20 protein-coding genes are annotated in these 21324 nt (G+C 42.5%); 9 read left to right on the top strand and 11 right to left on the bottom strand.

The genetic code is table 11. The features are described 5' to 3' along the window. The first annotated feature begins 6 nt into the window (after positions 1 to 6). Positions 7 to 666 (top strand): riboflavin synthase, encoded by a 660-nt coding sequence (locus tag FTU13_RS04575; protein WP_078192598.1) that lies wholly within the window; start codon positions 7 to 9, stop codon positions 664 to 666. A gap of 112 nt (positions 667 to 778) precedes the next feature. Beyond that, positions 779 to 1324: a VTT domain-containing protein gene (locus tag FTU13_RS04570; RefSeq protein ID WP_078192597.1), complete on the top strand. Its 546-nt coding sequence runs from the start codon at positions 779 to 781 to the stop codon at positions 1322 to 1324. 62 nt (positions 1325 to 1386) lie between these two features. Here the strand turns inward: FTU13_RS04570 and FTU13_RS04565 are convergent, their stop codons facing one another. The 4 genes from FTU13_RS04565 to FTU13_RS04550 all read right to left on the bottom strand — a co-directional run bounded on the left by FTU13_RS04565 (position 1387) and on the right by FTU13_RS04550 (position 4274). Continuing rightward, positions 1387 to 1605, bottom strand: coding sequence for a hypothetical protein (locus FTU13_RS04565; protein ID WP_078192596.1), 219 nt, complete (start codon positions 1603 to 1605; stop codon positions 1387 to 1389). A gap of 142 nt (positions 1606 to 1747) precedes the next feature. Then, complete coding sequence (locus FTU13_RS04560) at positions 1748 to 2386, bottom strand: hypothetical protein (RefSeq protein ID WP_180126989.1); 639 nt, start codon at positions 2384 to 2386, stop codon at positions 1748 to 1750. Positions 2387 to 2425: 39 nt separating this feature from the next. Then, positions 2426 to 2833 (bottom strand): DNA polymerase III subunit chi, encoded by a 408-nt coding sequence (locus FTU13_RS04555; RefSeq protein ID WP_078192594.1) that lies wholly within the window; start codon positions 2831 to 2833, stop codon positions 2426 to 2428. Continuing rightward, entirely contained in the window at positions 2826 to 4274 is a 1449-nt protein-coding gene (locus tag FTU13_RS04550; protein WP_180126987.1) for a leucyl aminopeptidase, read from the bottom strand. Before FTU13_RS04550 ends, FTU13_RS04555 begins: the two co-directional genes overlap by 8 nt. 159 nt (positions 4275 to 4433) lie before the next feature. Between FTU13_RS04550 and lptF the strand changes: the two genes are divergently transcribed. The 4 genes from lptF (at position 4434) to FTU13_RS04530 (ending at position 9469) form a co-directional block, all read left to right on the top strand. Then, positions 4434 to 5534 (top strand): LPS export ABC transporter permease LptF, encoded by a 1101-nt coding sequence (lptF, locus tag FTU13_RS04545; protein WP_180126985.1) that lies wholly within the window; start codon positions 4434 to 4436, stop codon positions 5532 to 5534. A 1-nt stretch (position 5535) separates the two neighbouring features. Further along, positions 5536 to 6606: an LPS export ABC transporter permease LptG gene (lptG, locus tag FTU13_RS04540; RefSeq protein ID WP_180024238.1), complete on the top strand. Its 1071-nt coding sequence runs from the start codon at positions 5536 to 5538 to the stop codon at positions 6604 to 6606. A 122-nt stretch (positions 6607 to 6728) separates the two neighbouring features. Beyond that, positions 6729 to 8276 (top strand): 2,3-bisphosphoglycerate-independent phosphoglycerate mutase, encoded by a 1548-nt coding sequence (gpmI, locus tag FTU13_RS04535; RefSeq protein WP_180126983.1) that lies wholly within the window; start codon positions 6729 to 6731, stop codon positions 8274 to 8276. Positions 8277 to 8293: 17 nt separating this feature from the next. Further along, positions 8294 to 9469 carry a S41 family peptidase gene (locus FTU13_RS04530; RefSeq protein WP_180126981.1) on the top strand — a complete coding sequence of 392 codons (1176 nt, stop codon included), beginning with the start codon at positions 8294 to 8296 and terminating at the stop codon, positions 9467 to 9469. Between the two features lie 22 nt (positions 9470 to 9491). On the opposite strand, the gene FTU13_RS04525 is transcribed toward FTU13_RS04530, so the two are convergent. From FTU13_RS04525 to FTU13_RS04515, 3 genes are read right to left on the bottom strand one after another with little or no spacing between them, the layout of a single operon-like run. Then, positions 9492 to 10919, bottom strand: a complete 1428-nt coding sequence (locus FTU13_RS04525) for a sigma-54 dependent transcriptional regulator (protein WP_180126980.1) — start codon at positions 10917 to 10919, stop codon at positions 9492 to 9494. Between the two features lie 19 nt (positions 10920 to 10938). Beyond that, positions 10939 to 12504, bottom strand: coding sequence for a PAS domain-containing sensor histidine kinase (locus FTU13_RS04520; RefSeq protein ID WP_180126978.1), 1566 nt, complete (start codon positions 12502 to 12504; stop codon positions 10939 to 10941). 22 nt (positions 12505 to 12526) lie between these two features. Beyond that, a complete protein-coding gene (locus tag FTU13_RS04515) occupies positions 12527 to 13162 on the bottom strand; it encodes a response regulator (protein WP_111884856.1) in 636 nt (211 codons plus the stop codon). Between the two features lie 212 nt (positions 13163 to 13374). Here FTU13_RS04515 and FTU13_RS04510 point away from each other — a divergent pair, with 212 nt between their 5' ends. Continuing rightward, positions 13375 to 14424, top strand: a complete 1050-nt coding sequence (locus FTU13_RS04510; protein ID WP_143221671.1) for a serine hydrolase — start codon at positions 13375 to 13377, stop codon at positions 14422 to 14424. Between the two features lie 122 nt (positions 14425 to 14546). Here FTU13_RS04510 and thrC read toward each other — a convergent pair whose 3' ends face one another. The 4 genes from thrC to xerD all read right to left on the bottom strand — a co-directional run bounded on the left by thrC (position 14547) and on the right by xerD (position 19010). Next, complete coding sequence (gene thrC / locus FTU13_RS04505; RefSeq protein WP_078192584.1) at positions 14547 to 15686, bottom strand: threonine synthase; 1140 nt, start codon at positions 15684 to 15686, stop codon at positions 14547 to 14549. A gap of 62 nt (positions 15687 to 15748) precedes the next feature. Continuing rightward, complete coding sequence (locus FTU13_RS04500) at positions 15749 to 17053, bottom strand: homoserine dehydrogenase (RefSeq protein WP_078192857.1); 1305 nt, start codon at positions 17051 to 17053, stop codon at positions 15749 to 15751. A 130-nt stretch (positions 17054 to 17183) separates the two neighbouring features. Next, the gene (locus FTU13_RS04495; protein ID WP_180126976.1) at positions 17184 to 17996 is read right to left on the bottom strand and encodes a DsbC family protein; all 813 of its coding nucleotides are present in this window, start codon (positions 17994 to 17996) and stop codon (positions 17184 to 17186) included. A 96-nt stretch (positions 17997 to 18092) separates the two neighbouring features. Continuing rightward, entirely contained in the window at positions 18093 to 19010 is a 918-nt protein-coding gene (gene xerD, locus FTU13_RS04490; protein WP_180084521.1) for a site-specific tyrosine recombinase XerD, read from the bottom strand. Between the two features lie 172 nt (positions 19011 to 19182). On the opposite strand from xerD, the gene FTU13_RS04485 reads away from it, so the two are divergent. Continuing rightward, on the top strand, positions 19183 to 19446 hold the full coding sequence (locus FTU13_RS04485) for a FeoA family protein (protein ID WP_078189444.1): 264 nt from the start codon (positions 19183 to 19185) through the stop codon (positions 19444 to 19446). Further along, positions 19443 to 21305, top strand: a complete 1863-nt coding sequence (gene feoB, locus FTU13_RS04480; RefSeq protein ID WP_180093144.1) for a ferrous iron transport protein B — start codon at positions 19443 to 19445, stop codon at positions 21303 to 21305. Before FTU13_RS04485 ends, feoB begins: the two co-directional genes overlap by 4 nt. Positions 21306 to 21324 lie beyond the last annotated feature (19 nt).

Genomic DNA, 21324 nt, shown 5'->3' with positions numbered 1-21324 from the left:
TTGAACATGTTTACAGGCATTATTGAAAGTCTAGGTAAAGTTGAAAGCATTCAAAACGTGGGTGGCGATGTCCGCTTGCGTATCCAGACAGATTTAGACATGTCGGATGTGCATTTGGGGGACTCGATTGCCACCAATGGCATTTGCTTAACCGTGATTGACTTTGGTAGCAATTGGTATGCAGCCGATGTTTCACGTGAAAGTTTAAATCGGACCACTTTGGAACACTGGAAAGCAGGGCAGGCAGTAAATGTGGAAAAAGCCATGTTGCCGACCACGCGTTTTGGTGGACATATTGTCAGTGGTCATGTCGATGCAGTGGGTGAAATCACTCAAGTTCGTTCAGATGCACGTTCAATTTATTTTGAAGTTACAGCACCGAAAGAAATTGCACGCTATTTAGCGGAAAAAGGCTCTGTGACCGTGGATGGTATTAGCCTGACAATTAACCATTTACGTGGCAATGTGCTGAGCTTAAATTTAATTCCGCACACGGCTGAACGAACCAATATCGGTACGTGGAAAGCTGGGGCGAAAGTGAACTTGGAAGTGGATGTTTTAGCACGTTATATTGAGCGTTTATTGCTCGGCGATAAAGCCGCTGAGACCACAGCGCAATCTAAAATTAGCTTAGATTTTCTCGCTGAAAATGGCTTCTTGAAATAAGTTGATACCGAAGAAAACCAAACAGTCTGATTGAAAAATTAGACTGTTTTTTTATTTTTGGTGATAATGCGTCGCGGAATGACATATATGATGAATAATCAGACAGGTGATAATGATTGATTTCTTACTGAATCTGGAACAGTGGTTACCCATGTTATTGGAAAATTATGGTGTGTGGATTTATGCCATTTTATTTCTGGTGATATTTTCAGAAACGGGTTCAGTATTTATGTTTTTCCTGCCAGGAGACAGCCTGTTGCTTGCCATCGGCGCATTATGCTCAACGACGGAAGTGGTGCATTTACACACTATGGGGCTGCTGTTATTTGTCGCATCGGTCTTGGGCTACTGCGTCAATTACTACACGGGCAGCGTGCTAGGCATTAAGTACTTTAATAAGCACACACGTTACTTTAAGCCCGAATATATGGTCAAAACCAATAAATATTTTATGAAGCATGGTGGTAAAACGATTTTAGTCGCACGCTTTGTACCCTTTGTACGTTCTTTTGCGCCTTTTGCTGCTGGGTCTGCACGCATGAACCTTGGCACATTTATGTTCTATAACGTGCTAGGTGGTTTCATCTGGATTGGATTATTACTCGGTATCGGTTATTTCCTAGGACATACCGTTTCTGCAGTTGCAGATTTGGTCTAAGCCAAACTTAGACATAAAAAAAGCCCACAGTTGTGGGCTTTTTTTATGGAGTAGATGACCACTTAGTGTTTTGTAACGGTCACTACATCAAGGGTTTGAAAAATCGAGCTGTGGGGCGGTTGTTGAATGCTAAAACCACCTTTTTCTGATTCACGGCTGAGATACACCGAAATACTGTGAAAGTCTGAATGACTCAGCCAAAGATCTTTGGCACGAATGTCCCATTGTTCTCCAGCAGATAGAGAGGATATTTTCTGGGTAATCTGGTGAATGATGTCCATATTGAATTCCCATCTGGATGCATGATTATATTTTTAGGATGCCTGAAGCATTGTATTTTGAGGAACAATGCTTCAGTCATATGAACATCATGTTGCAAATACATGTCAGTTTAATGACAGTGACCAGATTTCGATGCACGGCTTAAGATGCTTGGGACGATGTAGATTCTGTCGAAAAATTAGAGTTTTCTAAGATATAGTCAATTTCTTCTTGTGCGGCTGCTTTCAATTTTGCACGGAAATCACTGACGGCCATTTCGATTTGCGTTTCTGCTTCAAGTTCCAAGCGCACGCGTACACTTTCAAGTTCTGACAACATTTGTCCTTCGCTGACCGATAAGCTTTGGCTTAATCCCGCTAAACCCGTTTCAGGATTTTTATGATAGCGAGCGGCATAGTGTTGTACTTCACGATTAAGATTATGCTGCATCATGGTGAGCGCTTGAGTTTGTGCAGCAAAGCGTAACTCTTCGTCACGTTTCAGTTGTTCTGCATAGGCCTGTTCAGCTTCACGTTTTTCTTCTAAGGCTTTTTCTAAAGCCAATTGTTTACGAATACGAGCATCTTCTATCAACTGTGTTTTTAAATCTGCATAGGCAGACTCAATTTTGTCAAAAGACACTTGCTGTTGCTGTTGGTCATTGACCAGCCATTGTTGAATGTCTGTACTGGGATTGAGTACATCGCAAACGCGACCAAGGTCATCAATAAAGGTCTGACGAATAGCTTCAGGTACTTTTAACCAGCGCTGTTTAAAGTCTGGACCGACATTCAATGCCATGGTGCATCTCCTTGTAAATAGGGTAAAACCAATATCACGTTAAAGTTTATGGGTCTGTGGTTGAACGCCCAAACGTCGATATTGTTTATATTTTTCACGCCCGATAATTTTAGCGGGTTCGTTATTTTCAATAATTTCGATAATGTGACTAAAACTTGCGAACTGTTCAAGTGCTTGATCGTTAAAATTAAACACAATCCAGTCGGCTTGCTCAGGCAATTGGGCAGAAATACAGACCGTTGCCTCGGGTTGATCGATACCATGGGGAATGAAACCTGTGTGATCGAAACTCCACAGGCGTTCATCAAGTTGTTGCTGTAAGTCTGGGTCAGCACAATGTAGCCAAATACGTACAGGCTGACGCAGGATCTTACGGCATAAACGACAAGTGCTTTCGACTTGTCGTTCAGGACTTTTTTCAAATAAATAAAAGCTAACTTTAGCCATTCGCTTGAGCACGATTCGCTAAGAATTGCATTAATAATGGCACAGGACGACCTGTTGCGCCTTTATTTGCACCTGAGTTCCATGCAGTACCCGCAATGTCTAAATGCGCCCAACGGTATTCACGCGTAAAGCGTTGAAGGAAACATGCGGCTGTTACAGAACCTGCTTTTGGACCGCCAATGTTGGCAATATCTGCAAATGGAGAATCAAGTTGTTCTTGATAATCTTCAATCACTGGCATACGCCATACGCGGTCAAAGCTGTGTTGACCCGCAGCAGTCAATTCAGCCGCAAGTTCATCATCCGGAGTGAACATACCAGTAAGGACTGAACCTAATGCCACAACACATGCACCAGTGAGGGTTGCAATATCAATCACCAGTGCAGGATTAAAGCGTTTTACATAGGTCAAGGTATCGCACAGAACCAAACGACCTTCGGCATCGGTATTTAAAATTTCAACGGTTTGACCGCTCATGGTTGTCACGATGTCACCCGGGCGAGTGGCATGACCAGACGGCATGTTTTCTGCAGCAGCAATTGCGCCTACAACATGAATTGGTAATTTCGCTTCACACAGCGCACGGATGGTACCCAAAACTGATGCAGAACCGCACATGTCGAATTTCATTTCGTCCATGCCCGCACCTGGTTTAAGTGAGATACCACCAGTATCAAAAGTCACGCCTTTACCAACAAGCACTACAGGGGCTTCTTCACGATTTGAAAGGTATTCGATGGTAATAATACGGCCTGGACGGTCAGAACCTTTACTCACAGCAAGGAAAGCACCCATACCGAGATCAGCCATTTGCTGTTCATCGAGTACAGTCACTTTGAGTTGATCTGGGAATTCAGCTGCAAGTGCTTGAGCTTGTTCGGCTAAATATTCAGGAAAACAGATATTGCCCGGACGGTTACCTAAGTCACGAGTAAAACTTTGACCTGATTGCACTGCAGAAATTAATTCAAGCTGTGCAGTGGTTAATGGACTTTCAGCAGCGATTAAATGGATCTGCTCCAAAACAAATTCATTTTTCTTAGACTTGTATTCATCAAATGCATAAGCCGCTTGCGTCAGGCTAAGTGCAAATAAATAATGTTGTTCTTGTGGTAGGGCAGAGATATCGACACTGATCTGTTTGAATTTTTTTTGTGACGCTTTAATAATAGTTTGTGCAATTTTTGCAAATTTATTGACTTGTAATTCAGCAACTTTGCCGAGGCCTAAAAGAGCGCTATTGCGACAAGCGGCAATGTTCGCCACCAAAGGCAGGCTTTCATTGAGTGCTGCTTTAAATTGAGTTGCTTCAATTAAATTATCTAAATCATTGATTTGATATGAAGTAGCTGCATTTGTAACGTGCTCAGAATCTACTAATATCAACAAATATTGGCTGGACGCATTCGCTTGGAATGACGTATTAATAGAAAGTTTCATGTGCGGTATTTATGCCTTTTTAAATTTATAAACCATTAAACCATTGAAACATTTATATGAATAGAGTTTCAATGAGCAACAAGGGTATAGGTTTTATATTTTCTACATTCGGGTAAACTAACGCTAGTTTTTATTGGCCCTATTTTTGGAAGAATTAATTTGATTATTCGGCGTTATCTGGTCAAGCAAGTGGTGTCGACATCACTGGTTGTGATTGCCTTATTGACCTTGATCATGATGGGTGGTCGGTTGATCAAGTACTTTGGTGTGGCGGCGCAGGGTCGTTTAGATGCAAGTATTTTATTTAGCATCATTGGCTACCGTTTGCCTGAGTTTTTAACCTTAATTCTTCCGCTCGGTTTCTTTATTGGTCTGATGTTGGTCTTTGGTCGTCTGTATGTCGATCATGAAATGGCTGTGCTCAATGGTAGTGGTGTCAGTCGAAATCAATTGTCACGTTTATTGGTGCCAATGACCGTGGTCATTATGGCTGTTCAAGCATTTTTGATGCTGTGGGCATCGCCTTGGGGCATCCGTCAGTTTGAAGCATTAACGACTTCGCAAGCGGTACGAACAGGCTTTGACTTGGTTCGACCGAAAGAGTTTATTTCCTCTGGGCCCTATACCATTTATGCAGGCGACTTGTCAGAAGACCGTAAAAACTTAAAAGATATTTTCTTCTATCAGCGTGCAGAAAAAGAGGGTAAGCCTGATGTCATTATTTTGGCGAAGGAAGCGACCCGCGTCGAAGTGCCCGATGATAATGCCAATGTGGTGGATTTGGTTGAAGGCCGCCGTTACGAAATCTATCCGGGGCAACCGCGTTATTCTCAAGCTGAATTCCAAAGTTATCGTTTACGTTTAGAAAATGATAAAGAAGCAAAATTTGAAAGTACCGAAGTAGAAGCTTTACCAACCTCGAAGTTATGGGATAACCGTCATGATCCTGTGGTTGCCAGTGAACTCGGTTGGCGGATATTTGTGCCGTTCGCTATTTTGGTGGCGTTATTACTCGCTACCGCTTTGTCTGAAGTGAGTCCTCGTCAAGGGCGTTACCTGAAACTGTTCCCAGCTTTACTTATTTTTGCCAGTTTAATCGTAGCCTTAATGGCGATCAAAACGCGGATCAGTAAAGATGAAATGGGGATTTGGGCTTATCCACTGGTCTTAGTGATTTACGGCATTGCAGCAGCATTGTTCTCGCGTAAACAAAAATTAGCGCCCAAAATTAAGAAACAAATTCAGCGAGTGAGGTCTTAAAATGTTGGCACGTCGTATAGTTGCAAAACATGTGACCAAAACTACTGCTTTAGCCATGCTTGGTGCGACAGCAGTATTGGCTGGCTTACAAGTGCTTTTTACTTATTTAGGTGAATTGGGCTCGCTGAAAGAAGGCTATAACGCATGGAATGCTTTGCAGTATGTGTTATGGAGTTCACCGAATTATTTATATGAAATTTTACCGATTTCAGCCTTGATTGGCGCGGTACTGGGTTTAGGGACTCTAGCTTCAAACAGTGAATTGATTGTCATGCGTTCGGTCGGCATCAGCCTTTGGCGGATTGTGGGCTGGGTGATTCGTTCGGCACTCATTTTGGTGGTTTTATCCTTTGCATTAAGCGAATGGGTCATTCCCTATACCAATGAACAAGCCAAAAGCGTCAAAAGTCACCGCACTGCGGCTGAGTTGGGTGAAGTCAAAGGCTATTGGTCGCGTGAAGGTCAGCGCTTTATTTATATTGACTATGCCAATTCGCAAGGTCAAATTAAAGATGTTCAGGTTATTGATTTTGATGAGAAATATCGTTTGCGAGGCACTTTGGATGCGGAGCAAGGGAATTTTGTCCAAAATGGCTCTTGGTCGCTACAAAATTCAACCCAAGTGGATCTATTAGCGACGGGTGATGCTGTAGCGAAGCAAAATGCTGAACAGCCGCTTTCATTGGCGTTGCAACCTAAATATGTGCATATGGTTACCATTGACCCTGAAGATTTATCACCGAGTCAATTGGTGAGCTTTATGAGCTATATGCATGAATATAGCCAAGTCCCGAAAACTTACCAATTGGCGTTTTGGCAAAAGTTTGGTTCGCCCTTTGCTTTAATTGCCTTGGTGGTAATTGCGTGTTCATTTATTTTTGGACCTTTACGTCAACAGTCGATGGGTTTCCGCTTGGTGATTGCCTTATTTGCTGGACTGGGTTTTTACTACTTACAAGATTTCTTGGGTTATGCAAGTTTGGTGTACGCGCCATCGCCTGCATGGTTCGTCTTTATACCGATTATTTTGATGTTTGTAGCGGGTGGCTATCTGCTGCACCGCGCACGTTAAGTGCATGCAAGATTGAGTAAAACAATGTTGATGACCTAGATAAACCATGGTTGTCACATAGAGTCTTCACCGAAAATTCGGTAAGATAGTATGATTAATTTATAAACGAAAGAGTGTTCATTATGACGGATGCAACTGCTGGCAAAATCCCACACGTATTGGTAATTATGGATGGTGTGGGTCATCGCGAAGCGGTCGAGGACAATGCCTTTTTAGCAGCAAAACGACCAAACTTGACTGCAATGCAGGAAAAGCATCCGCATGGATTGATTTCAGGCTCTGGCGAAGACGTTGGTTTACCTGATGGTCAAATGGGTAATTCTGAAGTGGGCCACATGAACCTTGGTGCAGGACGTGTGCTGTATCAAGACTTTACTCGTATTACCAAAGATATTCGTACCGGTGCGTTCTTTGAACATGACGTTTTAGTCGATGCGGTTGAAAAAGCTAAAGCTGCAAATCGTGCTGTACATATCATGGGCTTGTTGTCTGAAGGTGGTGTGCATTCACATGAAGATCATATTGTGGCGATGGCTGAATTGGCATTAAAACGCGGTGCAAAAGTGTATCTTCATGCATTCCTTGATGGTCGTGATACGCCACCAAAAAGCGCACAACCTTCGCTTGAAAAATTAGATGCACTGTTTGCTCAGTATCCGGGTCAAGGTCGTATTGCCACCATGATTGGTCGTTACTTTGCAATGGATCGTGACAACCGTTGGGATCGTGTTGAGCAAGCCTATCGCCTATTAACTGAAGGTGAAGCAGTGCGCACTGCAGCGACTGCTGTTGAAGGTCTAGAGCAGGCTTACGCTGCTGAAGAATCAGATGAATTTGTGAAAGCGACGCGTATTGGTGATTTAGCACCGATCCAAGATGGTGATAGCGTTGTCTTTATGAACTTCCGTGCTGACCGTGCGCGTGAAATTACCAAAGCTTTTGTGGAAAAAGATTTTGCAAGTTTTGAACGTAAAGTGGTTCCCGCTTTATCAAAATTTGTCATGTTGACACGTTACCAAGCAACAATTGATGCACCTGTGGCTTATATGCCAGAAGCGTTGCATAACTCGATTGGTGAATACCTGTCTAATTTGGGTAAAACACAACTGCGTATTGCTGAAACTGAAAAATATGCACACGTTACTTTCTTCTTCAGTGGTGGTCGTGAAGATGAATATCCGGGTGAAAAACGTATTTTAATTCCATCACCAAACGTTGCGACTTATGACTTAAAACCAGAAATGAGTGCTTATGAAGTCACTGATGAGTTGGTTGCCGCAATTAACTCAGGTGAGTACGACTTACTCGTGGTGAACTATGCCAATGGTGATATGGTTGGCCATACTGGTGTGTTTGATGCAGCAGTGAAAGCAGTTGAAGCCGTAGACACGTGCCTAGGTCGTGTATATGAAGCTGTGATGGCAAATAAAGGTCACATGCTCGTGACCGCCGATCATGGTAACGTAGAGCAAATGCAGGATTACCAAAGTGGTCAGGTGCATACTCAACATACCACTGAACTTGTGCCGTTTATCTATGTTGGTCCGACCAATGCAACAATTGCAGAAGGTGGTGTTTTGGCTGACGTAGCGCCGACAATGTTAACGCTTATGCACATTCCTGTACCAACAGAAATGCAAGGTCGTAACTTGATTACTCTTGAAGCTTAAAATGTAAGGAAGCATGAATGACTAAAGCACACTGGACGTCAGTTGTAAGCCTTACAGCCTTGCTGCTGTGTTTTAGTCATTCGACATGGGGAGCCGACAAAGCAAAGTCGGCTTTCGATGAATTTGATGGCAGCTATGAACAAAGTTATGCCGAAGTACCTGTCGAATCGATCCAACAATTTGTTCAAATCTATGGCATTGTCAAAGAAAATTATGTAGTTGAAAAAAATGACGATGCATTATTCCAACAAGCCATCAAAGGCATGGTCAGTGGTTTAGACCGCTATTCACGATATCTTTCACCTGAAGACTATAAGCAGCTTTTGCAATACACTGAAGGGGATATTGCGAGTGTCGATTTCAATTTGCGCTTTGATGCAGGTCTACAGCAATGGGTCATCACCAATTTAAAGCCTGATGCCGACTCAGCAAAGCTAGGTCTGAAAAATGGCGCGGCGGTGTTTAAAATTGATGATCAAGAACTCAAAAAACTCAATCAAGATCAAGTGCGACACCTGCTTACCGGCAGTATAGGCTCGACGCTGAATCTACAGCTGATAACTGCAAGTCAACCGGTCAATTTGGTCAGAAACACTAAAGTTGAAACAGATATAGAATCTAAATTATTAAATAATCAGGTTTTAGTTTTACACGTTAAAGTTTTTCAACAAGATACAGCCAATGAAATTAAGCGTTTAATTGAAAGTCATGGTTCACGTGTCAAAGCCGTATTGTTTGATTTAAGAAATAACCCCGGCGGGTTATTGTCCGCAGCAGTAGAGTCTGCCGATTTATTTTTGAATCAGGGCATTATTGTGTCGACTCGAAGTCGATCTGAGGGTGACCAACAGTTTCAGGCTTTACCGAGTTTTGAATTTCAAAATATGAAAGTTGGTATTTTAATCAACAATCGTTCTGCTTCTGCCGCAGAGGTCTTTACCGCAGCATTAAAAGAGCATAAACGTGCATGGGTAGCGGGTGAGAAAAGTTATGGTAAAGGTGTGGTTCAAAAACTATTTCCATTGAGTAATGGTGCGGCTTTACAAATGACTGTGTCGCAATATCTGACACCGAATGGCAAAATGATTGAAGGAATTGGAGTGCAGCCAGACTATAACTATCCGCTGCAACATGATGCACGTGAAGATCACTATGTCGATCATGTTGCAGAGTTATTGCTGAATCAAAAATAAACAGCAATACGCTGGAAAACTTTTACTCTTCGTCTTCGGTATCTAAACCGAATTTTTTCAAACGATAGCGTAATGAACGGAATGACATACCTAATTTTTTTGCGGCAAGTGTTCTGTTCCAGTGAGTCAAATTCAACGCATTCATAAGCACTTCTTTTTCGATATTTTCTAAAAAGAGTTCTAAACCTTCTTCAGGTAGTTTACGAGGAACCACACTCTGTTCGTTGCTGTTTGCAGCAAGCTGTGCAGAATCATTCGTTGTTGGAGCGGAATTGAACTGAGCACTCGGTTGTCTTAATGGCGCACTTTGCAGATGTTGAAGATCAATTTGCTCATCATCGCAGAGGGTCATGGCACGTTCGATAATATTACGGAGTTCACGGACATTACCCGGATAATATTGGTTGAGTAGGAAGTTTTTCGCTCGTTCAGTCAGAGGCTTAGTGGCAATTTCCCATTCATGGCTAATTTTTTGAATAAAATGTTGTGCCAATAAGAGGATGTCGTCGCCACGTTCACGTAAGGCAGGCAACACTAAATCCATCACATGGATACGGAAGAATAAATCTTGGCGGAATCGACCTTGTTGGACGAGCGCTTCTAAGTCCTGATGACTGGCACTGATCACACGGAAATCAACATCAATTTCACAGTCTGAACCTACGGGGCGAATACGTTTTTCCTGTACCGCACGTAGCAGTTTAACTTGCATGGCTAAAGGTAATTCGGCAATTTCATCCAGAAATAAGCTACCACCATGTGCAGATTGAATCAGACCTTGCTTGTCTTGGGTGGCACCACTAAAGCTGCCTTTTTTATGGCCAAAAAGTTCACTTTCCATTAACTCTGTGGGAATTGCCCCGCAGTTAATGGCAATAAAAGGCCCTTCATTACGGTTGCTTAAACGGTGAACCAGATTGGCCACGACCTCTTTACCCGTACCAGATTCACCCGTAATAAAAACTGGTGCTTGTGAACGTGCAATTTTCTTTAATGTTCGACGCAATTGCTGGATTGGAAGCGATTCACCAATCAACATTTTATGTTCTAAAGCATCTTGCGAAGTAATGTCTTCGTCCAAAGGCTTATTCAGGGCTTTTTGTAGCAGTTGTTCAAGATGTTTCGGATTGATCGGTTTGCTGACAAAATCGAATGCTCCCGCCTTTAATGCGGCAATGGCAATATCCATGTTGCCATAGGCTGTTAGCACAGCAACAGGCAGGGCAGGACAGTGTTCATTCATCCAATCTAAGAGCTGTAGACCATTACCATCGGGTAAGTTGAGATCTGTTAGGCAGGCATCGTAGCTATAGGTAGACAAGGCTTTTTTAGCTTCATCGAGGCGATGTGCAACATGCGTTTTAACCCCCATCCTTGATAAAGACATTTGCATCAGCATACATAAGTCTTCTTCGTCATCAACTAACAATACCAGTGGTTGTGAATCCACAGTTTTCCCCTAAAAACAATTAAATAACAGCTTGTAAGCACTCAAGCCTAAAGCAAGCTCCCTGTTTTTGTTCTACATAGGAAAGCTGTGCTTGATTCGCTTCACAGAAGCTATGAGCAAGATATAATCCTAAACCAGTTCCAGTAATTTCGGTACTAAAAAATGGTTGAAATAACTGTGCGCGGTTTTGTAAAGCAACCCCATGACCGAAATCTCGGACATCGATCTGGACTTTTTTCTGATCCGTACGCGCCACCACTTCGATATACGACATGTCCGGATTGTTATGGCGAATCGCATTACGAATCAGGTTGATTAAAATTTGTCTGAACTGTGCCTCATCAAAATCGATCAAGGTTTTGGCCTGTACATTGAGCCGAATGTTCTGTTGAATGTCTGCCAGATCTTCTTGTAGGAACAGCGGTAAAAATTGCTCTAGATTCAGACGAGTCGGATGGGTTTCCTTATTGCGCACCATATTTAGGGTGTCTTGAATAATCCGGTCAATCCGCACCGCTTGACGTGAAATCATATGATTCAACATGTGCTGTTGTTCGGTATCACTTTGCGGATATAAATCATTGGCATGCACAATTGCCGCTAAAGGATTGCGAATTTCGTGGGCAATACTGGCGGAGAGTTGCCCTAAAGCAGCTAATTTTAATTGTTGCACTTGCTGATTGAGTTTTTGTGCATCTTGTAAAATCAGCAAGGTCAGCATTTGATGCGGCACAACGAGTTTTTGTACGAGTACCTGAATGTGGTATTGGCTTTGTTGTGATTCAAATTGGAATTTTTCACCGCTTTTTAAATCTTCAAATTTGAGTAATTCAAATAAGTCTGGCTGCGTGGTATACAGTGGATATTGGTCATGATGATAAGAATTTGGCATACCGAGTAAATGGCAAGCAGCAGGATTACTCAGCACCACATGACAGTTTTCATCCAATACTAAATAGCCCGTGTCAATCTGTTCTAAAATATAGCGATTAATGTTTTGTAGCCGATGGAGCTCTAAGGATTGCGAAAAATTCAGATTTTCCAATAACTGGAAACGTTTCACGGCAATTTGTGCACTGCCATACACCACACAAAATAAAAAAGCCAAAATCGCACTGTTGGTTAAATTTTTGAGTGAGGTAAATTCAAGAATTGAACCTAAAAACAGTTGATACACCACGCAAATCACAGCGATGAGGGTGATGACCAAAGCTTTTTGGGCATCTAATAACAGGGATGCTGCAAAAATCGTAATCACAAACAGCAAACTCAAATGTAAATTAGGCCCATCGATGGCTAAGGTCAGTAAGCTCAGCGAAATGACATCTACAATGAATAACAGTAGTAACTGGTTTGGGATCCGGACTTTGAAACGTCCAAGTGACATGAATTGAATGCTGGTAAACAGCAAATAAATCGTCAATACATATAGGTAAAGACGTGGGTATTCATAATCTGAAGTGAATTGAGTGTAGGTCAGTAAAAAGACCAGTAACAGACAGGCACTGATGATAAAGCGATAAGCACTGTACCAAAGGCCTAAATGATACTGGTTCAATTCACTATGAATTGAACGCTGTGTCATAAGTAACTGGATGTACGTTGTGTTAAGGTTTGATTAACCCGTAGCGAATCGCCAAGTGAGTTAGTTTGACATCACTATCAATATTCAGTTTTTCAAAAATGCGGTAACGGTAGGTATTCACTGTTTTAACACTAACGAATAATTTATCGGAAATTTCTTGTGCACTAATACAATTGACCACCATCATGGCAACTTGCATTTCACGCTCAGACAGGGCGTCAAAAGGTGATTGTTGTGTATCAGACAAATATGAGCTGGCCAGTTGTTCTGCAATGTCTGCACTGAAATATTTGCCGCCTTGCATCACTTTATTAATCGCACGGACCATTTCATTAACTGGTGCACCTTTGGTGATATAGCCTTTGGCACCTGCTTTTAACAATAAAGACGGGTAGGGTTCTTCAGCTAGTCCACTGACGGCGAGGACTTTTGTATCTGGCGCTGTTTGAAGTAGGCGACGTGTGGTTTCTACCCCCCCGATCCCCGGCATATTGACATCTAATAAAACAACATTTGGATGGTGTTGGCGAACAAGTGTAATCGCATCTTCACCAGATTCGGCTTGTCCAATGACTTGGATATCTGCATGGTCTTCGAGCATACGGCAAATACCAGTACGGACTAATTCATGGTCATCTACCACCAAAACTGTGATCACCTACACTCTCCCTCAAATCAAAATCTGTTTTTTTTGTTACATAAAGCAAAATAAGCTTGCAATGAAACGACAAAATTAGCAATCCTATTCTTATATGAAATGAAAAACTTCATACACAATGTGTGAGCAAAAAATGTTCGTAGTTGTGACCAATGTACGGCATATTGCTGGTCTTGCGCAAATGTTTAGTATCCTGAGTTGAGTGAGCAATGGTGAAAAAATTAAATAAATCCTTCATGCACGTTTTGGGCATGTCAATTTTATTCAGTATGAGCAGTTTCAGTTCTGCTGAAATTGTGATGAATAGTGCTGCAAATCAGCAGTCAAATATTAGCTGGTCATCTGAAGATGCAAACCAGTTACTCAACGGTGACGTGTCTTATAGCGCTGAAGAGCCATCTCCTCAAGGGTCAACGAAAGTGACTACTTCTGTACGTAGTACAGGCGGCGTGGTACAGACAGCACCATCGAAAACGGTCCGTATTATTGATACCAATCAATACGCAGGACAGCCCTCTGTAAATGCGCGTGCAGCACTGGTTATGGATGGTCAAACTGGTGAAGTGCTATATAGCAAAAATAGCAATACCGCTTTACCGATTGCATCAATTACCAAACTCATGACAGCAGTAGTGATTTCAGATGCCCGATTAAACATGTCTGAAAAGATTACCTTACAACAGTCTGATTTCTCATGTTCAGGTTGTAAAAGCTCAAGTTCAACGCTGCGTGCTGGCGACAGTATGAATCGTGCAGAAGCATTGCTGTTTGCTTTGATGAAATCTGAAAACCCAGCGGCTTCGGCATTAGCACGTACTTATCCAGGTGGTCGTTCTGCATTTATTGCAGCGATGAATGCGAAAGCACGCTCATTAGGGATGAACTCGACTCATTATGTAGAATCGACTGGCTTGCACCCAGGCAATGTCGCTTCGGCACGTGACTTAGGTATTTTGGTGAATACCGCTTCGCAGTATGGTTTGATTCGTCAATTTTCAACCACACCAAGTTATGACTTTAATTTGGGCTACCGCGTGTTGAAATCAAACAATACTAATGCTTTAGTGCGTAATGGTGGTTGGAATATTAATATTTCAAAAACTGGATTTATTAATGAAGCAGGGCGCTGTGTAGTGATGCATACCACATTGAATAACCGTCCAGCGGTAGTGGTGTTATTGGGTGCGGATTCTTCAGTTGCACGAACCAATGATGCGACACGTTTAATGAATTGGGCGAGCCAGTTACCAAAACGTATTTAATAAGATTTCAGATTTTTCATTCTTTCAGTATTTGGATTTACTCAACGTTTAAATGCTGAAGTGAATGCAAGATATAAAAAGCCCTGCAAGAGCAGGGCTTTTTTATTTAGTCAGCATATGAATTACATATTTGACAGAATTGAATCGCGAACTTGATCCATAGTTGCATCAATCGACAACATTACTGCATCTTGGCATTGCTTGATGGCAGTGTCAGGATCTTTTAAACCGTTACCTGTCACAGTACATACGATCACAGAACCTTCAGCAATTTTACCTGCTTTAATGTCACGAATCGCACCACCGATAGACGCTGCAGAAGCAGGTTCTACGAATACACCTTCGTACATAGACAGTAGACGCTGTGCTTCTAAGATTTCAGCATCTTGGAGTTCATCGAACCAGCCTTCTGAATCGCGGACTACTGCTTTAGCATGGTTCCAGCTTTGTGGGTTACCGATACGGATTGCAGTTGCTACTGTTTCAGGGTTTTCTACAGGTGCACCGCGTAGGAATGGTGCCGCGCCAGCAGCTTGGTAACCCACCATTGTTGGTAGACCCGCAGGTTTTGGACCTGTGAATTGATCAGTTTCAGGATCATAAACGACTTGTACAAATTCTTCTTTAGGCTGATTCGCCACAGCTTCGGTATAACCCATCCAGTGTGCTGTGATGTTACCCGCATTACCTACAGGTAGGCAGTGGTAATCTGGCGCACGACCTAATTCGTCAACGATTTCGTAAGCAATGGTTTTTTGACCTTGCAGACGGTATGGGTTGATTGAGTTTACAATCGTAACTGGTGCTTGATCTGCAACTTCTTTTACAAGACGCATACCGTCATCGAAGTTACCGTGAATTTGCATCGTTACCGCGCCATACATCATCGCTTGTGCCATTTTACCCATGGCAATTTTGCCTTCTGGGATGAGCACAAATGCTTTAATGCCTGCACGTGCAGCATAAGCAGCCGCTGCAGCAGATGTATTACCTGTAGAGGCACAGATAATTGCTTTAGAGCCTTCTTCAACTGCTTTTGTTACAGCCATGGTCATACCACGGTCTTTAAATGAACCAGTCGGGTTTAAGCCCTCGTACTTCACATAAATTTCAACATTTTTGCCAATAATGCGTGGAATATTCTCAAGCTTAATCAGTGGTGTATTACCTTCGCCCAAAGAAATTGCGCGAGTAGTTGCAGATACGGGTAAACGGTCGCGATAGCGGTCAACTAAACCAGTATAACGATTGGCATTAGACATGATGATGTTCCAATTGTGTGTAGAGCTTGGCGAGAGGAACTGAAATATTCCCCTCGACCCGATTAATTATCAAGCGATTCTAAACGAATTCGTACAATTTCGCCATGAATGACAGGCAATGCTTGAATTTGTTGAAGGGCTTCATCCATTTTAGATTCTTTAACTGGATCAGTCAGAATCACGATAGGAATAAGATCTTTTAAGCGCGGCTGTTGCATGATCGCATCGATGCTGATTCCTGCACGGCTTAAAATCGTAGTGACATCAGCAAGAACGCCAGTTTGATCTTCGGCATTAATACGGATGTAATATCCAGTGGTCATTTCTTCACGTGGAAGAATTGGTAAATCGGTCAGTGCTTCAAAAGCAAGCTGTGGAATTGTACCTGCGCCATCTTCGGTATATGAGATGTCACGGACAATATCGACAACGTCGGCAACCACTGCTGATGCTGTCGGGCCTGCACCTGCACCTGCGCCATAGTAAAGCGTTGGACCAACGGCATTGGCTTGAACCAATACGGCATTTTTAACGCCATTTACATTGGCAATCAGTTGGTCTTCAGGGATCAGCGTTGGATGAACACGAAGCTCAATGCCAGTTGCAGCACGACGTGCAATACCTAAATGTTTAATACGGAAACCAAGGTCTTCAGCATATTTGACATCTTGTGCAGTAACTTTGCTGATGCCTTCCGTGAAGACTTTGTCAAACTGGAGTGGGATACCAAAAGCAATAGAAGCCAGCAATGTTAACTTGTGCGCCGCATCGATCCCTTCGACGTCGAATGTTGGATCTGCTTCTGCATAACCGAGTTCTTGCGCTTCTTTGAGAACGTCTGCAAAGGCACGACCTTTTTCACGCATTTCAGTCAGGATAAAGTTACCAGTACCGTTAATGATACCTGCAAGCCAGTCAATTTTATTGGCTGCCAAACCCTCACGGAGGACTTTAATAATTGGGATACCACCTGCGACAGCTGCTTCATAAGCAATCTGAACGTGATGATCATCGGCCAATTTAAATAATTCATTACCGTGTTCAGCTAATAAAGCTTTGTTGGCTGTGACCACTTGTTTGCCATGAACGATTGCTTCACGAATCACTTCATACGCAGGGTGAATGCCGCCCATAACTTCAACCACAACGTCTACATCGGGTTGACGGACGATATCCAATAAATCAGCACTTTGCTTCACTGAAGCAGGCAGTTCTAAATCAGGACGAGGGCGACGCGTACCCACATGGGTAATTTCAATTTCACGACCGGTGCGACGTTTAATCTCAGCAGCATTTTCTTTTAGTAGTTTAAGGGCACCACCACCCACAGTACCAAGACCGAGGATTGCCAGACGAACTGGTTTCACGTCACACTCCATTTATTTCATCATTGCTTTAAGTGAGTTTAGATCATAGCTAAAAAAACGTTCGGACTCTAGGGTAGAAATCACTTTATTCCCACCCATAAAAAACATTCATTTAGCCTATAAAAATTAGTTATTTAAGCGCACTTTCAAGTTCGGAAGCCGACATGTAAGCACCGATGTGTTTGCCTTCTGCGTTATAGATCGCTGGCGTACCATTCACACCAATATTTAGACCCATTTCATACATGCTGCGCACTGGGTTTTTACATGATGCAGGCTCGATTTGCTCACCGGCAATGGCTTTATCAAATGCGGCACGACGGTCTTTGCTACACCAGATAGTTTCCATCATTGGCATGTGTTGTTCACCACGTGGCCAAGCGATATAACGGACTTCAATGCCACGGGCATTAATATCATCCATTTGTTCATGTAATTTATGGCAATAAGGACAGCTAACATCGGTAAACACATAAACCACGTGTTTGGTTTTACCTTTGGCTTTATAAATCAGTAGGTCTTCAGTTTTTAATTGATCAAATAATTTTTTGTTGGCCTCTGCTTGTAGTGTATCGCCTACATTAAAGAGTTGTTTTTCACCTAAACGAACCACGTCGCCTTGGAAAATGTATTTACCATCAGCTGTAGCATAGACCGCAGGCATGCCTTCAAAGCTTACCCAAAACAAATTAGGAACTTCAGTCGCTTTCACCCCAGTGACTTTGGCATTGATATTGGCTTTTTGCAGATTGGATTGCAAAGTATCAATTAAACGCTGCTTAGCATTACGTTCAGATAAATTCGAAGCTTCACCAGTTGCAGGCGTACTTGCCGTTAATGTCGCATCTTTCTTTTCGTCATTATTTGAATTAGAACAAGCCACTAACGCCATACTGGCAACAAGTGTCGATGCGAGAAAAATTTTTGAACGGGTAAATAACATAAACAACCCTTTTCTTTTAGCTTTATCAAACAGGTGAGTAAGCATAGCAAAAAATATCGGGCACGATAGAACTTCTTGGTCTGATATTTCCTGCCGTTAAGCTCTCGGATGATAGTCTGCATGTAATTTTTGCATACGAATCTGCGCGACATGGGTATAAATTTGCGTGGTAGACAAGTCACTGTGGCCGAGCAGCATCTGCACGACACGTAAGTCGGCACCGTGGTTGAGCAAATGCGTGGCAAAGGCGTGGCGTAAGGTATGTGGTGATAATTCGGCTTGAATGCCTGCAATGAGCGCATAGCGTTTAATCGCGTACCAAAAGTTTTGGCGACTCATCATTCCACCGAGTTGAGTGAGAAATAAAGCATCGGTTGCGCTTTTGTATAAGACGGGGCGCGCTTCGGCTAAATATTTCTCGATCCATTCCACCGCCATTTGACCTAAAGGAACTAAGCGTTCTTTATTGCCTTTACCGGTAATTCGTAAATAGCCTTGTTTAAGATTGATCAGCTCTAATCTTAAATTTAATAACTCAGAGACACGTAAACCACAGGCATACAGCACTTCGAGCATGGCACGATCACGTAGACCCAATGCGGTGTTGAGGTCTGGGGCATTAATCAGGGCTTCAACATCTGCTTCAGATAAATCCTTTGGTAGGGCACGACCCAATTTGGGTGTTTTGTGGATTGCAACAGGATTGTCGCTGCGTATTTTTTGTTCGCGTAAGAACTTGAAAAATGAACGCAGTGCAGAAAGTGAGCGGGCGATCGAGCGTGGACTTTTTCCTTGTTTAGTCAGGCTAAGCAAGACATCTGAAATGTCGTCACTGCTCCAATCAGTCATGACATGCGTATGACACTCACTGCATTGAATTAAATCAGATAAATATGCATTTCGAGTGTGTGGACTGACGGTTTGAGCTATTAAATGATCACGATATCCGTGTAAAAAACTGAGTGATTCTGGAATTTGGACTGGGGTTGGAATACGTGGTTTTTTATTTAACATGTGCCGCTCATTTTCGAAATTAAACCAAGAAATCACAATGGTTTAATGCAATGTAATTTAAAAAAATAGTCGTGTCGATGCTAGATTGTTAAATGAGAATTGAAATCGAATCCGATTTGTTAATTATTCTCATTTGTTTGTATAATGTTCAAAATTTTTTAGGGTTAGTTGCGTGCGATTATCTGATTTGAAAGTGAAACAAAGCGCAGTCATTCATAAGGTACATCGTAACCAGAATGGCAACAATGCTCCGGCTGATTTAGTCGCTAGCCGTTTAGAGACTTTGGGTTTTGTTCCCGGAACAAAAGTACAGGTGATTACCAAAGGTATTTTTGGTGGTGACCCGATTTTAATTCAAGTTGGGTTTACTCGTTTCGCACTGCGAAAAGTAGAAGCTGAAAAAGTGGAAATAGCAATGGAAGGGGCATCAGCATGAGTGATGCGTTACGTATTGCCCTCGTTGGTAATCCAAACTGTGGTAAAACTTCATTATTCAATCATTTAACGGGTACACGTCAGAAAGTTGCGAACTATGCTGGGGTAACGGTTGAGCGCAAGGTTGGTCAATTTACGTTGCCATCGGGTAAATCTGTTCGAGTTTTGGATTTGCCGGGGACGTATAGCTTAGAAGCGACGAGTCCTGATGAAGCCATTACGCGTGATGTCGTGCAAGGTAAAATTGCAGAAGAAGGGCATCAAGATGTCTTTTTATGTGTAGTTGATGCGACAAACTTAAAATTGCACCTCGGTTTAGTCATGGAAATGATCGATTTGGGTCGTCCAATTTTACTTGTCCTCAACATGATGGATGAAGCGCGTCGTCGTGGCATGCAAATCAATACCCAAAAGCTGTCTCAGCGTTTGGGCGTTCCTGTTGTAGAAACCGTTGCTGTACGTAATGCAGGTATTGAAAACTTAATGGGCGCTTTGGATGCCGAAGGCTTCAGAAAACCAGATGCGTCATTAAGTGATACCAATCTTTCTGGGACTAACCACGAAAAAATTGAACAAATTTTAAAAGACGTGGTGGTGTTTGTTGATCATGAAGATAAACGCTCAGACTTTCTCGATAAAATTTTTCTACATCCAGTCTTTGGTTTAATTACCTTAGCGGTGATGATGTTTATTATCTTCCAAGCGGTGTTTGCGTGGGCTGCGCCGTTTATGGATGGTATTGAAACCTTCTTCGGTTGGTTCGGTGAATTAGTCGGTGAACACATTTCACATCCACTCCTGAACAGCTTGGTGGTTGATGGGATCATTGCGGGTGCAGGCGGTGTAGTGGTGTTCTTGCCGCAGATTTTAATTTTATTCTTCTTTATTTTGGTTTTAGAAGAATCGGGTTATTTACCACGTGCAGCATTCTTACTAGATAAGCTGATGTTTAAAGCAGGTTTGAGTGGACGTGCTTTTATTCCTTTACTGTCGAGCTTTGCCTGTGCTGTACCGGGCATTATGGCAACTCGGAGTATTCAAGACCCCCGAGATCGTCTGGTAACGATTTTAGTTGCGCCATTGATGACCTGTTCGGCACGTTTACCGGTTTATGCCTTGCTGATCTCAGCATTTATTCCACAGCAAATGGTCTGGGGCGTCTTTAACTTACAAGGCTTGGTGTTATTTGCATTATATGCAGCAGGGATTGTGAGTGCCTTAATTGTGGCAACAGTGCTGAAATTCTTCCAAAAAGATAAATCACAGCATGCCTTATTGATGGAACTTCCAAGCTACCGTTTCCCAGATATTAAGAGTGTTTGGATTGGTTTACTGGACCGTGCCAAGATCTTCTTGAAGCGTGTTGGTGGCATCATCTTCGCTTTATCAATTTTATTATGGTTCTTGTGTACTTTCCCGCAACCGCCAGAAGGCGCAACTTTGCCGGATATTGATTATTCATTGGCAGGTATGCTTGGGCATGTATTACAACCGATCTTTGCACCATTAGGTTTTAATTGGCAGATCTGTATTGCCTTAATTCCAGCGATGGCGGCACGTGAAGTTGTTGTAGCGGCATTGGGTACGGTGTATGCCTTGTCTGCAACAGATGAGGATGCCATGTCTCAAGGTCTGGCAAATTTAATTAGTAGCGATGGGTCATTGGGTTGGTCATTGGCAACCGGTCTATCATTATTGGTGTGGTTTATTTATGCGCCACATTGCTTGGCGACACTGGCGACAGTTAAACGTGAAACTGGCTCCTTGAAAACGGTGAGTTTCATGACTATCTATTTATTTGGTTTGGCTTATCTAATGGCATTCATCACGTATCAAATTGCAACACGCTATTTTGGATAGTGAATCTTGAATGGCAAAA

This window comes from Acinetobacter sp. YH12064 (genome assembly GCF_013419735.1).
Classification (GTDB): domain Bacteria; phylum Pseudomonadota; class Gammaproteobacteria; order Pseudomonadales; family Moraxellaceae; genus Acinetobacter; species Acinetobacter amyesii.
The sequence above is the reverse complement of the archived record's forward strand: the minus strand, read 5'-3'. Positions and strand labels throughout refer to the sequence as shown.

What these genes read in the sequence shown, in the direction of transcription:
- feoB (WP_180093144.1), top strand. Translation starts at nt 19,443, where the DNA reads ATGAGTGATGCGTTACGTATTGCCCTCGTTGGTAATCCAAACTGTGGT.
- FTU13_RS04530 (WP_180126981.1), top strand. Translation starts at nt 8,294, where the DNA reads ATGACTAAAGCACACTGGACGTCAGTTGTAAGCCTTACAGCCTTGCTG.
- FTU13_RS04575 (WP_078192598.1), top strand. Translation starts at nt 7, where the DNA reads ATGTTTACAGGCATTATTGAAAGTCTAGGTAAAGTTGAAAGCATTCAA.
- FTU13_RS04560 (WP_180126989.1), bottom strand. Translation starts at nt 2,386, where the DNA reads ATGGCATTGAATGTCGGTCCAGACTTTAAACAGCGCTGGTTAAAAGTA.
- FTU13_RS04555 (WP_078192594.1), bottom strand. Translation starts at nt 2,833, where the DNA reads ATGGCTAAAGTTAGCTTTTATTTATTTGAAAAAAGTCCTGAACGACAA.
- thrC (WP_078192584.1), bottom strand. Translation starts at nt 15,686, where the DNA reads ATGTCTAATGCCAATCGTTATACTGGTTTAGTTGACCGCTATCGCGAC.
- FTU13_RS04495 (WP_180126976.1), bottom strand. Translation starts at nt 17,996, where the DNA reads ATGTTATTTACCCGTTCAAAAATTTTTCTCGCATCGACACTTGTTGCC.
- FTU13_RS04550 (WP_180126987.1), bottom strand. Translation starts at nt 4,274, where the DNA reads ATGAAACTTTCTATTAATACGTCATTCCAAGCGAATGCGTCCAGCCAA.
- FTU13_RS04570 (WP_078192597.1), top strand. Translation starts at nt 779, where the DNA reads ATGATTGATTTCTTACTGAATCTGGAACAGTGGTTACCCATGTTATTG.
- lptG (WP_180024238.1), top strand. Translation starts at nt 5,536, where the DNA reads ATGTTGGCACGTCGTATAGTTGCAAAACATGTGACCAAAACTACTGCT.
- FTU13_RS04520 (WP_180126978.1), bottom strand. Translation starts at nt 12,504, where the DNA reads ATGACACAGCGTTCAATTCATAGTGAATTGAACCAGTATCATTTAGGC.
- xerD (WP_180084521.1), bottom strand. Translation starts at nt 19,010, where the DNA reads ATGTTAAATAAAAAACCACGTATTCCAACCCCAGTCCAAATTCCAGAA.
- FTU13_RS04565 (WP_078192596.1), bottom strand. Translation starts at nt 1,605, where the DNA reads ATGGACATCATTCACCAGATTACCCAGAAAATATCCTCTCTATCTGCT.
- gpmI (WP_180126983.1), top strand. Translation starts at nt 6,729, where the DNA reads ATGACGGATGCAACTGCTGGCAAAATCCCACACGTATTGGTAATTATG.